Source organism: Polynucleobacter yangtzensis, assembly GCF_001595965.1.
Lineage (GTDB): Bacteria > Pseudomonadota > Gammaproteobacteria > Burkholderiales > Burkholderiaceae > Polynucleobacter > Polynucleobacter yangtzensis.
On the sequence record NZ_LOJI01000003.1, the window covers coordinates 104,910 to 118,875 of the forward strand.

Here is a 13,966-nt window from a genome sequence, read left to right on the forward strand (position 1 = left end):
ATCAAGCTTTTAGAAACTCTGCACGAGATCCAAGCCAGCGCTCTAGGTGTCGCTCCACCAGATCGGCGTGCTCGGCAAGTAATCGGTCAGCCGCCTGCTGCGCAAGCTCAATTAACCAGGCATCGCGTTGGAGGTCTACAAAGCGCAACATGGCATCGCCTGACTGCTTGGCACCGAGCAACTCGCCGGGGCCGCGTAGCGATAAATCACGTTCGGCAATCACAAATCCATCTGATGTCTCACGCAAAGTTTGTAAACGTTCTTTGGCGGCCATTGAAAGTGGCTCTGCATACATCAAGATGCAGACTGAATCCACGGCCCCCCTACCAACGCGCCCACGTAATTGATGAATCTGGGCATAACCAAAACGCTCCGCATGCTCAATCACCATTAATGCAGCGTTAGGCACATCAACCCCAACCTCAATCACCGTAGTGGCGACCAGAAGTTGAATTTCATTTGCTTTGAAGGCAGCCATCACTGCCGCTTTTTCTTCTGCTTTTAATCTGCCATGCACCAAGCCTACTTTAAAGTCAGGCAAGGCTTGCGTCAGCTGCTCAAAGCTTTCTGTTGCTGTTTGTAATTGCAGCGCTTCAGACTCTTCGATGAGCGGACAAACCCAATAGGCCTGAAGCCCTTTTGATAACCAACTTTGTAGTCCGCCAATCACTTCATCACGGCGACTAGCTTTGACTACTTTGGTGGCAATTGGTTTGCGCCCTGGAGGTAATTCATCAATGACAGAAACATCCAGGTCGGCGTAATACGTCATTGCTAATGTTCTAGGTATGGGAGTTGCAGACATCATTAACTGATGACAATAAAACAATTCTGATCCAACACGTTGCTGAATCTCTAAACGCTGCCTTACCCCAAAGCGATGTTGCTCATCAATGACTGCTAAGCCAAGTTTGGCAAAGCTCACGCTTTCTTGAATAAGCGCATGTGTACCAATAATGAGCTGAGCTTGCCCATTCTCAATCACCTCTTGCGCCAGTCGTTTCTCTTTAGCTTTTAAGCTGCCGGATAACCAAGCGATTTTTACCCCCAAAGGCTCAAACCATTCCTTCATCTTTAGATAATGTTGCTCAGCCAAAATCTCTGTAGGCGCCATGATGGCGGCTTGATAGCCGTGATCCATGACCCGCGCTGCAGACAAGGCAGCCACTACCGTCTTACCACTACCGACATCGCCTTGGAGTAGGCGATTCATAGGAAACGACTTGGAGAGATCCCTGCTAATTTCTGACCAAACGCGATCTTGCGCATTCGTTAATTTAAAAGGCAATACTTTCAGCAAGCTCTCCTCAAAAGATTGCTCTCTAGTTTTATCTTTACCTTCTTCCTGAACTTTTGCAAAGCTTGGTGCATTTCGTTCACGACGAATCGCGTGCGCTCGCTTTAAAGAAATTTGCTGAGCCAGCAACTCTTCAAATTGCACCCTGCGCCAGGCGGGATGCGTACGCTCTAACAATGATTGAGTATTGGCATCAGCGGGAGGCTGATGCAAATAGGTAATTGCAGACTGCAAACTGGGCCAATCATTACTGGGCAATAGCTCTGCCATCAGTTTTTTAGGTAAGAACTCTGCCAAGCTCTCTTGCAAACTAGGGTCACGCAAAGCTTGTGTAACTGCTTTACGAATAACAGTCTGTGAAACGCCAACGCTTGCTGGATAGACTGGAGTAAGGCTATTTGGTAACGGCGCATCTGGAGCTACAGCGCGTACATTCGGGTGAACCATCTCCGAGCCTTGGAAACCATCTCGCACCTCGCCACGCACTCGAACATGGACGCCGACCGCCATCTGTTTTTGCTGGCTGGGGTAGAAATTGAGAAAGCGCAGATTCAGAGTCTCGGTCTCATCCTCAATAGTGACAATCATCTGTCTTCTGGGCCGAAATAAGACTTGGTTACGAATCACGACACCCTGGGTCTGGGCCGAGGCAAACCTACCCTGGGCAATGGCTTCTTCAATAGTGAGCAACTCTGTCTCATCCTCATAACGGGATGGCAAGTGCAAAGCAAGGGCCATAGGGCTGTCTAAACCCATTTTTTGGAGTGTGCTTGGCGCTTGTTTAGTAGTCATCGTTAAAATCTAATACCTGATGGTAATGCTATGCAACTTTCCGACTTCAATTACGAACTTCCTGCCGAACTAATCGCCCAACATCCCTTGGCGAATAGAACCGATAGCCGCCTCTTAGAGGTCAGGGCTGATGGACCAAATCACGTTCAATTGGTAGATCGACAGTTTAAGGACATTCTTAGCCTTGTTCAGCCTGGGGACTTATTAGTCTTCAATGACACTAAGGTCATTCCGGCTCGATTGCATGGCAAAAAGGAGACTGGTGGCAATGTTGAGCTCCTGATTGAACGCATTAGCGGCGAAATGCAGGCTTGGGTACAAATTAGAGCTTCTAAGGTGCCAAAGACTGGCAGCATTGTTCATATTCACAATAAAGCTGGTGAAACATTTCCAGTAGAGATGATTGGATATGACGGGCGTTTCTATGAAGTCCGCTTTCCTGAGAATGTCTTCTCTTTACTTGAGCGCTTTGGCGAGCTTCCTCTGCCCCCTTACATCGAACATCAACCAGATGGTGAGGATGCGCAACGCTATCAAACAGTAGTAGCCAAAAATCCAGGTGCAGTTGCAGCTCCAACAGCGGGCCTGCATTTTGATGAAGCTATTTTGCAAAAGATCAAAGATTTGGGTGTAAATCAAGCAACCGTTACATTGCATGTTGGTGCAGGAACATTTACTCCGGTGCGCGAAGAAGATCTCTCAAAACACAAGATGCACTATGAGTGGTACTCCATTCCAAAGGAAACTTTAGAGGCAATTGAGACCACCAAGAACAATGGTGGCCGAGTGATCGCTGTAGGCACCACTAGCCTTCGAGCCCTAGAGAGTCAAGCAGCAAGCGGACAAAGCAGCGGGGAGACCAATCTCTTTATTACCCCAGGCTATCAATTTAAAACAGTGGATTGTTTGCTAACCAACTTTCATCTGCCAAAATCTACTTTATTAATGTTAGTTAGTGCTTTAGCGGGAGTGAATAACATTCGTGCCGCCTATCAACATGCTATTTCACAGAAGTATCGCTTCTTCAGTTATGGAGATGCGATGTTTCTTTGCCGACTCGAGAATACAAAAATATGACCAAACCAGTTCACTTCAATATCTTGGCGCGCGACTCTCAGAGCCCAGCGCGACTTGGTCAGCTGGATCTTCCGCACGGTAGCGTGCAAACGCCGATCTTCATGCCCGTTGGTACGTACGGCACTGTAAAGGCCATGACGCCTCGCGATTTGAATGAAGCTAAAGCACAAATCATTTTGGGAAATACTTTTCACCTTTGGTTGAGACCGGGATTAGATGTCATCAAAAAACATGGCGGCCTTCATCGCTTCATGGGATGGGATAAACCAATCCTGACTGACTCTGGTGGCTTTCAGGTATTTAGCTTGGGTGCATTACGCAAGATCTCTGAAGAGGGTGTTACATTTGCCTCGCCGATTAATGGTGACAAATTATTTATGTCCCCAGAAGTATCGATGGAAATTCAAGCGGTGCTAAATAGCGATATCGCTATGCAGTTTGATGAATGCACTCCTTATGAGATTAAGGACCAACCTACTTCTGAAAAAACTGCACGCGCCTCACTAGAAATGTCACTTCGTTGGGGTGACCGCTCGCTCAAACGCTTTCGCGAACTAGAGACTGGCAACGGCCTCTTTGGCATTGTCCAAGGTGGCATGTTTGAGAATCTGCGTGAATTTTCTCTGGACGCCGTTAGCCAGCAAGGGTTTGATGGTATTGCGATTGGCGGACTCTCCGTTGGCGAACCCAAACCCGAGTTTGAGCGCATTCTCAATTTCACCGCTCCCAAACTGCCAGAACATATGCCGCACTATTTGATGGGTGTAGGCACTCCAGAAGACCTGATTTTGGGTGTCAGCCTGGGCATTGATATGTTCGATTGCGTGATGCCTACCCGTAATGCTCGTAATGGCTGGCTTTTCACCCGCTTTGGAGACCTAAAACTACGTAATTCTGGGTACAAGGACGATGATCGCCCTGTAGACCCAACCTGTGCCTGCTATACCTGCCAAAACTTCACCAGATCCTACTTAAATCACCTCCAAAAAGCGAATGAGATCCTGGGGTCCCAACTCAATACCATTCACAACCTGTCCTACTACCTGCAGCTTATGACTGAGGTCCGTGAGGCACTCAGCAAGGACCGCTTTAGCGCCTATCGCGAGGAATTTCACAGTAATCGCCAGCGCGGCGTAGAGCCTGGACAGGATTAATAGCCCTACAGGGGGCTCAACCCCCTTCAAATCACCTCCAAAGCCCCACACAGTTTAGAATTGCGGGTTACGGCCCAAGGTTCAAAGGTCGAAAAACTCAGCAGTTTTTAATTGGTAATTAATGGAGGTTTTGTATGTGGATTAGTAACGCTTTTGCCCAAGCTCCTGCAGCGGGCGCAGATTCCGGTGGCTTGATGAGCTTCCTCCCTTTGATTTTGATGTTTGCAGTTTTGTACTTCATCATGATTCGCCCACAAATGAAGCGTCAAAAAGAAACTAAAGCAATGCTTGAGTCATTAGGCGTTGGCGATGAAGTAGTTACTGTTGGCGGCATTATGGGCAAAGTAACAGCACTCAAGGACCAAGTAGTGACCGTTGAAATTTCTGCTGGTACTGAAGTACAAATGCAAAAAGGTGCCATCACTACAGTATTGCCAAAAGGCACACTGAAGTCTGCTTAATGCATCCGCTTAATTTGTTTGTTTAAAAGTATCTCAATATGAATCGCTATCCTCTCTGGAAATATCTAGTTATCGCCATTGCATTACTGATTGGCGGACTATATTCATTACCCAATTTCTATGGTGAGGCTCCAGCGGTTCAAGTCTCGTCTGCCAAACCAACCATCAAGGTTGATTTGGCAACACAGGCTCGGGTTGAAAAAATCCTGACTGAAGCGAACATTGGCAACACTGGCATCTTCTTTGAAGTTGCTGGCAATGTAGGCTCAATCAAGGTTCGCTTTAATAACACCGATATTCAATTGCGTGCACGCGATCTCTTGCAACAAAAATTGAATAATGATCAAAATGATCCCAACTACACCGTTGCATTAAATTTACTTTCCAATACACCAGGATGGCTTAATGCAATCAATGCATTGCCAATGCCTTTAGGACTTGACTTACGTGGTGGCGTGTACTTCCTTCTACAGGTAGACATGAAAGGCGCCGTTCAGAAGAAGGTTACTTCTTTAGCAACGGATATTCGCAGTCAATTACGCGACAAAAATATTCGTCATCAAGGCATTGAGCGTGGCGCTGACTTCATTTCCATTAGCTTTGGCAGCACTGCTGATGCTGAGGCAGCTCGCTCTGTATTAATGACAGCGCAACCGGAATTAGTTTGGCAGGTTAAGCCTGCCGGGCTTTCACCAAAAGTAATCGGTGAATTTAAGCCCACTGCATTAAAAGAAATTCAAGATAACGCTGTTAAGCAAAACATTATCACATTGAATAAACGCGTAAATGAACTCGCGGTTAAAGAGCCCGTCATTCAGCAACAAGGTGCTGAGCGTATTGTGGTGCAACTACCAGGCGTACAAGATACAGCGCGTGCTAAAGACATTATTGGCCGTACAGCCACACTCGAATCACGCTTAGCTGATCCACTCGTATCCACTATCGCTCTAGGCGAAACTCCTCCTCCAGGTATGGATACTTTCCGCTTCGGTGAAAACCGTTTGGGTGTATTCAAAAAATCAGTGATCTTTAGCGGTGATCGCATTACCGATGCAAGCGCTGGCTTTGATCAAAATCAACGCCCTGCTGTCAATATCTCCTTAGATGCGGCTGGTGGTCGCGTGATGCAAGAAGTGACTCGTGAAAACATTGGCAAACCAATGGGCATGATCTTGTTTGAAAAAGGCAAAGGTGAAGTGCTCACGATAGCTACCATTCAAAGTGAATTTGGTTCTAAGTTCCAGATCACTGGTCAACCTACTACCGAGAGCGCCAATGACTTAGCCCTCTTGTTACGCGCAGGCTCATTAGCAGCGCCAATGGAAATCATTGAAGAACGCACTATCGGACCAAGCTTGGGTGCTGAAAACATTGAGAAAGGCTTTAAGTCTCTCTTAATTGGTTTTGGTGCTATTGCTATCTTTATGATGGCTTACTACCTCTTATTTGGAACATTCTCAGTTGTGGCGTTAGCAGTCAATCTGCTCTTGCTCATTTCGGTACTTTCCATGTTGCAAGCCACGCTCACCTTGCCTGGTATTGCAGCGATGGCTTTAGCGCTTGGTATGGCGATTGACTCTAACGTGTTGATCAACGAACGTATTCGCGAAGAGTTGCGTAATGGCGCAGCTCCACAAACAGCCATTGCTGTAGGCTTCGACAAAGCCTGGGCAACCATTCTAGACTCAAACGTCACCACTTTAATTGCTGGTCTAGCCTTGTTAGCATTTGGCTCTGGTCCTATTAAAGGATTCGCAGTAGTTCACTGCTTAGGTATTCTGACTTCAATGTTCTCGGCTGTCTTCTTTTCACGTGGCCTTGTTAATCTTTGGTACGGCAGACACAAGAAGATTCAAAAACTCGCTATCGGCCAAGTTTGGCGCCCACAGGAGAAATAAGCCATGGAATTTTTCCGGATCAAAAAAGATATTCCCTTCATGCGCCATGCATTGGTGCTCAATGCGATTTCTTTAATTACTTTTTTAGCGGCTGTCTTTTTCCTCTGGCATAACGGCCTGCACCTCTCCATCGAATTTACTGGTGGCACGGTTATGGAAGTTAGCTATCCACAAACTGCGCCACTAGACTCCATTCGCTCAAAAGTTGAGAAGCTTGGTTACGCAGATACCCAAATTCAAAACTTTGGTAGCTCACGCGACGTGATGATTCGCCTGCCTTTACAAAAAGATGCTGAAGGCAAACTCATCTCCTCCGCTGATCAAAGTACAGCAGTAATGCAAGCGCTAGATCCAGCAGCAACTGGTGTAAAGCTCCAGCGTGTTGAATTTGTTGGTCCACAAGTTGGTCGTGAGCTAGCAATAGATGGATTAATGGCATTGCTATTTGTGATTATTGGCATTGTGGTTTACCTCTCATTCCGCTTTGAGTGGAAATTTGCGGTTGCCGGCATCATCGCGAACTTACATGACATTGTCATCATCTTGGGTTTCTTTGCCTTCTTCCAATGGGAGTTCTCACTCTCAGTTTTGGCAGCGGTGCTCGCGGTTCTAGGCTACTCAGTAAACGAATCCGTGGTGATCTTTGACCGTATTCGCGAAAACTTCCGCAAATACCGCAAGATGAATACCCGTGAAATCATCGATAACGCAATCACCAGCACTATCAGTCGCACTGTTATTACTCACGGCAGTACAGAGATGATGGTTTTGGCTATGCTTATCTTCGGCGGCCCAACGCTCTTCTACTTTGCTTTGGCGCTGACCATTGGTATTTTGTTTGGTATTTACTCTTCAGTCTTCGTTGCTGCAGCGCTAGCTATGTGGCTTGGTGTTACACGAGAAGATTTGGTGAAGGGCGATAAAAAGCCTGATGACGAAGCACGCAAAGATGACCCTAACTACGGGGCGCGGGTTTAAGTCAGTAATTTAGTTTGTTTGATGAAGGGCGGCTAAGATTCTATTAGTCGCACCTTGATGTTTCACTGAGTAGGCCTTCGCTGCCTCGCTCATTTTCTTCAGCTCAGCAGTATTTAAGAGCAATTCTTTTAAAGACTCCATCAAAGCAATTGGCTCTGTTAATAGGAGTTCTCCCTTAATTCTTTTGGCTGCGCCACTGTCAATCGCATCTAAGGCGGCCTGCTGAAAGTTATAAGTGTGCTTACCCAATAAAACAGGACACCCAGCCGCACAGGCTTCAATAAGGTTTTGACCTCCAAAAGGAAGTAGGCTTCCACCCATCAACACCAAGTCAGAAGCGCTGTAATACATTGGCATCTCACCCATGGAGTCGCCTAGAACAACATCCACACCATCACACTCGCTCGGAATACCTGTCCACTCGCTACGTTTACGGAACTTTAAGCCAGCGCTATTAATCCGATCGGCTACTTCAGTAAAGCGTTCCGGATGGCGGGGCACCAAACATAACAAGGGAGTTGTAGCAAGAGTGTTACTTAAAAGCAAATCATTCCAGGCTTTGAGAATGATGGCCTCCTCGCCATCACGGGTACTTGCAGCGCACACCATTAAGCGATTGCCTGCGTGTATGTCCTGTTGCCAAACCTTACCTTGCTCTACGAGACCAGGATCCAATGGAACATCAAACTTGAGATTACCCACAATCTTCACATTTTGAACGCCCAAACTGCGATAACGCTGTGCATCAAATTCAGTTTGAGCCAAGATGCCTGCGAATGCTTGAAACAACGCGCGCCCCGCTTTGCCAAAACGATTAACACGACGCGCACTACGTTCTGATAAACGAGCATTAACTAGAAATAGAGGTAAACCAATTTCTTTGCAGCGAAAGACAACGGTTGGCCAGGCTTCAGTTTCCATAAATAGGCCAAGCTTTGGCTTAAAGGTCTTCAAGAAATGTTCTACAGCCCAACAAATGTCATATGGCAAATAGACTTGTCGGATTTGTCCAGAGGTAATCTCTTTCGTAAATAACTGCTTACCAGTGCGGCGTCCATTCAACGTCATGTGGGTAAGGAGAATTGATTCACCTCTAGACAAATAAGCATCAATCAATGGTTGAGCAGCACGAGTCTCTCCAACCGATACCGCATGAATCCAAATAGACTTTTGAGTGATGGGCTTGCTGTAGCCAAAACCCAGACGCTCTGGGATGTGATGCAGATAAGAAAAAGCATGACGTGCGCGCCAAGCCAATCGAACAAATGCTAATGGCAATAAGAGATGCCAAAGCAATTGATAAACAGCAAACCAGATCCGGGGACGTGCCCCGTATTCTGAATTGGTAGTCAAACTCACTTTTTCAGACGTTCGGTCAGCTCGACCGCCTTACCTAGATAAGAGGATGGAGTCATCTCTAATAGACGCGCTTTTGCATCCTCAGGAATCTTCAAGCCACGAATAAAGGTTTGCAAATCGGCTTGATTAATACCTTTGCCGCGAGTCAATTCTTTTAACTGCTCGTAGGGATTCTCGATACCATAACGGCGCATGACAGTTTGTACTGGCTCAGCCAACACTTCCCAACATGCATCTAAGTCAGCGGCAATTGCTGCAAGATTGACCTCCAGCTTACCAAGTCCACGCAGGGCGCTGTCATAAGCTAATACGCTATGACCAAAGGCTGGGCCCAAATTACGCAATACGGTGGAATCAGTAAGGTCACGCTGCCAACGAGAGATTGGTAATTTTTCTGCGAGGTGGCGGAGCAATGCATTAGCAACACCCAAGTTACCTTCAGAATTTTCAAAGTCGATTGGGTTTACTTTGTGCGGCATAGTGGATGAGCCAATCTCACCAGCTTTAGTGCGCTGCTTGAAATACCCAACAGAGATATATGCCCAGAAGTCACGATCCATATCCAAGAGAATCGTATTAGCACGAGCAATCGCATCAAATAGTTGCGCCATACCATCGTGTGGCTCAATTTGAATGGTGTATGGATTAAAGGTCAACCCTAAACGCTTCTCCACTACATTCTTGGAGAAATTTTCCCAATCAAAATCAGGGTAAGCAGATAAGTGGGCGTTGTAGTTACCAACTGCGCCATTCATCTTGCCTAGCAAAAGCACTGCTGCAATAGCATCGATCGCACGTTCTAAACGTTTAGCAATATTTGCAATTTCTTTTCCAAGAGTACTTGGTGAAGCAGGTTGACCGTGGGTACGTGAAAGAAGCGGAACCTTGGCGTGCTCAAGGGCTAAGTCAGTCAAAACAGAAAGTACCTTGCGAAGTTGCGGCAAAAGCACTTCATCGCGTGCGCCACGCAACATCAAACCATGTGAGGTGTTATTGATATCTTCAGAGGTGCAAGCAAAATGAATGAACTCACTTGCTTTAAGCAAATCAGGACGACCAGCAACTTTTTCTTTTAAGAAATACTCAACCGCTTTGACATCATGATTAGTAACCGCTTCAATATCTTTAATGCGCTGAGCATCCGCATCGGAGAAATTCTCAGGAAGAGATAGCAAGAAAGCTTCGTCAGCAGCATTAATTTTTGGCACATCAGGCAAACCAGCTGCAGCCAAAGCCAAAAGCCAATGAATTTCCACAAACACACGCTGGCGCATAAAAGCCGCCTCAGAAAGCCAAGGACGCAAAGCATCTAGTTTTCCGGCATAACGACCGTCTAAAGGGGAAAGAGCATTAAGGGTAGAAAGCGGCTGACTCACGAATATTGCCTTTGCATTGAAGATGTCAATAAAAGCTAATTTTAATGCGTTTGGAAGTCCAGCAAACCCCAATTAGGATGGCTATACTTGATCCCATGAAACTTATCGGATCCCTCACCAGCCCCTATGTACGCAAAGTACGCATTGTTTTTAACGAGAAAAAGGTCGATGTTGACCTCGAATTAGAGAATGTTTGGGCCGCAGACACCAAAATAGGTGCCACAAACCCCCTAGGGAAGGTTCCTTGCCTTATTTCTGACGATGGGGATGCTATCTACGACTCCCGTGTCATCGCAGAGTACGCAGATGGCCTAAGCCCTGTCAGCAAGCTTATTCCCGCCGATAACCGGGAGCGTGCCGCTGTTAAAACCTGGGAAGCCCTGGCTGACGGAATTATGGATGCCGGTATTTTGGCTCGTTTAGAGCGTACCCTGCGCCCAGCAGAGCAGCAAAGCCAAACTTGGTATGACCGCCAAATGGGCAAGATCGATGCTGCCCTTCGCGAGATGTCGGAGCAACTCGGTGAAAACCCATGGTGTCATGGTAATCAAATGACCTTAGCGGATATCGCTGTTGGTTGCGCCATTGGTTATTTATTGTTTCGCTTTCCTGAAGTGAAATGGCAAGCACAATATTCCAACCTAGATCGCTTGTATCAGAAATTATTGCAGCGACCATCGTTTATGGAAACTGTACCGCCTGCTGCTTAATCAACTTATTACTTAAATAAAAAAGCCAATCAAAACTGATTGGCTTTTTTGTATCCGATGGCTGATGAAATTTATGCGGAGATAATTCCACCGCCTAAACAAATTTCACCGTCATAGAGAACGGCTGATTGTCCGGGTGTTACCGCCCACTGCGCATCCGGAAAGCTTAATTCAAAGCTTTGCGTATCATTGCCGGTAATTAAAGTGCAAGCTGAATCAGCTTGACGATAACGCGTCTTAGCGGAATAGCTTCCCGGCATTGGCGCTGCGCCAGATACCCAGCTAGCGTCCATTGCAGAAAGCTTATGAGCCAATAGCCACGGGTGCTCATGGCCCTGTGCTACATACAGAGTGTTATTTGGAATATCTTTACGCGCCACATACCAAGCATCACCATTACCATCCTGACTGCCTCCCAAACCAATGCCTTTGCGCTGACCTAAGGTAAAAAATGCTAGGCCCATATGCTCACCAACAGTCTTACCTTCTGGCGTCTTAATAGGGCCAGGTATACGAGGTAAATAGCGGTTTAAGAATTCTCTAAAAGGACGTTCACCAATAAAACAAATTCCAGTAGAGTCTTTTTTCTTTGCATTGTGCAAACCAATTTGCTCGGCAATTTTTCTCACTTCCGTTTTAGGAATTTCTCCCAGCGGAAACATGACGTTTGCCAATTGCTGCTGCGTTAAGCGATGCAAGAAATAACTTTGGTCTTTGCTCGTATCAACTGCCTTTAATAGCTGGACTTTTCCACCCTCATGACGCACACGTGCATAGTGCCCAGTAGCAATCGCATCCGCACCCAAACTCATGGCGTGATCTAGGAATGCTTTGAACTTAATTTCGGCATTACATAAAACGTCGGGATTAGGTGTTCGCCCTGCAGCGTATTCGCGCAAAAAATCGGCAAATACACGTTCACGGTATTCAGCTGCGAAATTGACGGCTTCAACGTCTATGCCGATCATATCGGCCACCGAAACCACATCTAGCCAGTCCTGGCGAGCAGAACAGTACTCGTCGTTGTCATCATCTTCCCAATTCTTCATAAAAAGGCCAATAACTTCAAAGCCTTGCTCCTTGAGCATCCAGGCGGCAACCGACGAATCCACCCCTCCAGACATGCCAATAACGACTTTCTTGGTCTGGGACGACGGGATTGCGGAAGAATTGAGCGGGATCATCAAAAAATGCGAGAATTCAATATAAGCTGACAGACCTTATTGTAGAAGTCTTAGCCCGGTTTCACAGAATTTTGGGCAAAAACCAAGCAAGCGGACTTAGGGGTAAGTAAATAGGTGCATTAAGGCCTATTTAACTAAAATAGATTTTTTGAAAAATTTTGCTTTTGGAGACATGCCATGCGCATAGGAGTGCCACTGGAAACAAGGCCTGGGGAAACTCGAGTAGCCGCCACACCAGAAACCGTTAAAAAACTCATCAGTCAAGGTCATACCGTCGTTATTCAGAAAGACGCCGGCGTAAAAGCCAGTCAACCTGACTCTGCGTATGAAGCTGTCGGCGCAACCGTTGGCAGCGCAGCAGATGCATTTGGAGCGGAGATTGTTCTAAAAGTTCGTGCGCCTGAGGCAGCTGAACTTAAGCAAATTAAATCTGGCGCCGTTCTCCTAGGCATGCTCGATCCGTTTGATAACGACATGATTGCTGCAATGGCAGCTCAAGGCGTGACTGCATTTTCTTTAGAAGCTGCGCCGCGTACAACACGTGCACAAAGCATGGACGTCTTGTCTTCTCAAGCAAACATTGCCGGATATAAAGCCGTCATGGTTGCTGCCAACGAATATCAACGCTTCATGCCAATGCTCATGACTGCCGCGGGTACAGTTAAAGCAGCTCGCGTACTCATCTTAGGCGCTGGTGTAGCTGGCTTGCAAGCTATCGCTACTGCAAAACGCCTTGGTGCTGTGATTGAAGCATCTGATGTTCGTCCTGCAGCCAAAGAACAAATTGAATCACTGGGCGCCAAGTTTGTTGACGTTCCTTATGAGACTGATGAAGAGCGTGAAATTGCTCAAGGCGTTGGTGGCTATGCCCGCCCAATGCCAGAAGCTTGGATGAAGCGTCAGGCAGCCTTAGTTGCCGAACGCGCTCAACAAGCAGATATCGTCATTACTACTGCGTTGATTCCTGGACGCAAACCTCCAGTCCTACTACATAGCGACACTGTTGCTAATATGAAACCGGGCTCAGTCGTGATCGACTTAGCTGCAGGTAAAGGTGATAACGGTTCTGGTAACTGCCCTTTAACTCAGGCAGATAAAGTCATTGATGTGAATGGCGTGAAGATTGTCGGCTACACAAATTTAGCCAGCATGGTTGCAGCGGATGCATCTGCACTCTACTCACGCAACTTACTCGATTTCATGAAGCTGATTGTGGACAAAGAAGCGAAGTTGGTGATCCCAACTGATGACGATATCGTCACTGCTTGTTTAATGTGTCGTGATGGCCAAGCCATTCGCAAAAACTAATAGTAAAAAATACTAAGGAAACATTATGGATCTCGCTGCCTTTCAAAGCATCCTCACCGTTCAAAACATTACTGTGTTTGTATTGGCCATTTTTGTCGGCTATCACGTAGTTTGGAACGTTACCCCAGCATTGCATACACCTTTAATGGCGGTAACCAATGCAATCTCCGGCATCATCATCGTTGGCGCATTACTTCAAACTGAAGTTATTGGTGGAGATGAAATTACCCTAACCAGCATTATTGGTGCCATTGCCGTATTCCTCGCCTCAATTAATATTTTTGGTGGCTTTATGGTCACCCGTCGCATGCTTGAAATGTTCAAGAAAAAAGCCCCTAAGGCTGATGCGGCTGGAACTAAATAAACCTAGAA

General features: G+C 46.6%; 12 protein-coding genes. 8 read left to right on the top strand and 4 right to left on the bottom strand.

What is annotated here, in order from left to right:
• Window position 1 precedes the first annotated feature (1 nt).
• Complete coding sequence (gene recG / locus JaK3_RS03795) at window positions 2-2,089, bottom strand: ATP-dependent DNA helicase RecG (protein WP_068320901.1); 2,088 nt, start codon at window positions 2,087-2,089, stop codon at window positions 2-4.
• Window positions 2,090-2,119: 30 nt separating this feature from the next.
• Between recG and queA the strand changes: the two genes are divergently transcribed.
• The 5 genes from queA to secF all read left to right on the top strand — a co-directional run bounded on the left by queA (window position 2,120) and on the right by secF (window position 7,657).
• On the top strand, window positions 2,120-3,166 hold the full coding sequence (gene queA, locus JaK3_RS03800) for a tRNA preQ1(34) S-adenosylmethionine ribosyltransferase-isomerase QueA (protein ID WP_068320903.1): 1,047 nt from the start codon (window positions 2,120-2,122) through the stop codon (window positions 3,164-3,166).
• Window positions 3,163-4,320, top strand: coding sequence for a tRNA guanosine(34) transglycosylase Tgt (gene tgt / locus JaK3_RS03805; RefSeq protein ID WP_068320904.1), 1,158 nt, complete (start codon window positions 3,163-3,165; stop codon window positions 4,318-4,320). Before queA ends, tgt begins: the two co-directional genes overlap by 4 nt.
• A gap of 134 nt (window positions 4,321-4,454) precedes the next feature.
• Window positions 4,455-4,781: a preprotein translocase subunit YajC gene (gene yajC, locus JaK3_RS03810; protein ID WP_068320905.1), complete on the top strand. Its 327-nt coding sequence runs from the start codon at window positions 4,455-4,457 to the stop codon at window positions 4,779-4,781.
• 38 nt (window positions 4,782-4,819) lie between these two features.
• The gene (secD, locus tag JaK3_RS03815; protein WP_068320911.1) at window positions 4,820-6,679 is read left to right on the top strand and encodes a protein translocase subunit SecD; all 1,860 of its coding nucleotides are present in this window, start codon (window positions 4,820-4,822) and stop codon (window positions 6,677-6,679) included.
• A 3-nt stretch (window positions 6,680-6,682) separates the two neighbouring features.
• Window positions 6,683-7,657 (top strand): protein translocase subunit SecF, encoded by a 975-nt coding sequence (gene secF / locus JaK3_RS03820; protein ID WP_068320913.1) that lies wholly within the window; start codon window positions 6,683-6,685, stop codon window positions 7,655-7,657.
• A 9-nt stretch (window positions 7,658-7,666) separates the two neighbouring features.
• On the opposite strand, the gene JaK3_RS03825 is transcribed toward secF, so the two are convergent.
• A complete protein-coding gene (locus tag JaK3_RS03825) occupies window positions 7,667-9,016 on the bottom strand; it encodes a 3-deoxy-D-manno-octulosonic acid transferase (protein WP_068320915.1) in 1,350 nt (449 codons plus the stop codon).
• A complete protein-coding gene (gene purB, locus JaK3_RS03830) occupies window positions 9,013-10,392 on the bottom strand; it encodes an adenylosuccinate lyase (protein ID WP_068320958.1) in 1,380 nt (459 codons plus the stop codon). Before purB ends, JaK3_RS03825 begins: the two co-directional genes overlap by 4 nt.
• A gap of 95 nt (window positions 10,393-10,487) precedes the next feature.
• Here purB and JaK3_RS03835 point away from each other — a divergent pair, with 95 nt between their 5' ends.
• Complete coding sequence (locus JaK3_RS03835) at window positions 10,488-11,102, top strand: glutathione S-transferase N-terminal domain-containing protein (RefSeq protein WP_068320960.1); 615 nt, start codon at window positions 10,488-10,490, stop codon at window positions 11,100-11,102.
• A 71-nt stretch (window positions 11,103-11,173) separates the two neighbouring features.
• On the opposite strand, the gene mnmA is transcribed toward JaK3_RS03835, so the two are convergent.
• Window positions 11,174-12,286: a tRNA 2-thiouridine(34) synthase MnmA gene (mnmA, locus tag JaK3_RS03840; protein WP_068320917.1), complete on the bottom strand. Its 1,113-nt coding sequence runs from the start codon at window positions 12,284-12,286 to the stop codon at window positions 11,174-11,176.
• Window positions 12,287-12,463: 177 nt separating this feature from the next.
• On the opposite strand from mnmA, the gene JaK3_RS03845 reads away from it, so the two are divergent.
• Window positions 12,464-13,594 (top strand): Re/Si-specific NAD(P)(+) transhydrogenase subunit alpha, encoded by a 1,131-nt coding sequence (locus JaK3_RS03845; protein ID WP_068320918.1) that lies wholly within the window; start codon window positions 12,464-12,466, stop codon window positions 13,592-13,594.
• A gap of 25 nt (window positions 13,595-13,619) precedes the next feature.
• On the top strand, window positions 13,620-13,958 hold the full coding sequence (locus JaK3_RS03850) for a proton-translocating transhydrogenase family protein (protein ID WP_068320920.1): 339 nt from the start codon (window positions 13,620-13,622) through the stop codon (window positions 13,956-13,958).
• Window positions 13,959-13,966 lie beyond the last annotated feature (8 nt).

What these genes read in the sequence shown, in the direction of transcription:
- recG (WP_068320901.1), bottom strand. Translation starts at nt 2,089, where the DNA reads ATGACTACTAAACAAGCGCCAAGCACACTCCAAAAAATGGGTTTAGAC.
- queA (WP_068320903.1), top strand. Translation starts at nt 2,120, where the DNA reads ATGCAACTTTCCGACTTCAATTACGAACTTCCTGCCGAACTAATCGCC.
- tgt (WP_068320904.1), top strand. Translation starts at nt 3,163, where the DNA reads ATGACCAAACCAGTTCACTTCAATATCTTGGCGCGCGACTCTCAGAGC.
- yajC (WP_068320905.1), top strand. Translation starts at nt 4,455, where the DNA reads ATGTGGATTAGTAACGCTTTTGCCCAAGCTCCTGCAGCGGGCGCAGAT.
- secD (WP_068320911.1), top strand. Translation starts at nt 4,820, where the DNA reads ATGAATCGCTATCCTCTCTGGAAATATCTAGTTATCGCCATTGCATTA.
- secF (WP_068320913.1), top strand. Translation starts at nt 6,683, where the DNA reads ATGGAATTTTTCCGGATCAAAAAAGATATTCCCTTCATGCGCCATGCA.
- JaK3_RS03835 (WP_068320960.1), top strand. Translation starts at nt 10,488, where the DNA reads ATGAAACTTATCGGATCCCTCACCAGCCCCTATGTACGCAAAGTACGC.
- mnmA (WP_068320917.1), bottom strand. Translation starts at nt 12,286, where the DNA reads ATGATCCCGCTCAATTCTTCCGCAATCCCGTCGTCCCAGACCAAGAAA.
- JaK3_RS03845 (WP_068320918.1), top strand. Translation starts at nt 12,464, where the DNA reads ATGCGCATAGGAGTGCCACTGGAAACAAGGCCTGGGGAAACTCGAGTA.
- JaK3_RS03850 (WP_068320920.1), top strand. Translation starts at nt 13,620, where the DNA reads ATGGATCTCGCTGCCTTTCAAAGCATCCTCACCGTTCAAAACATTACT.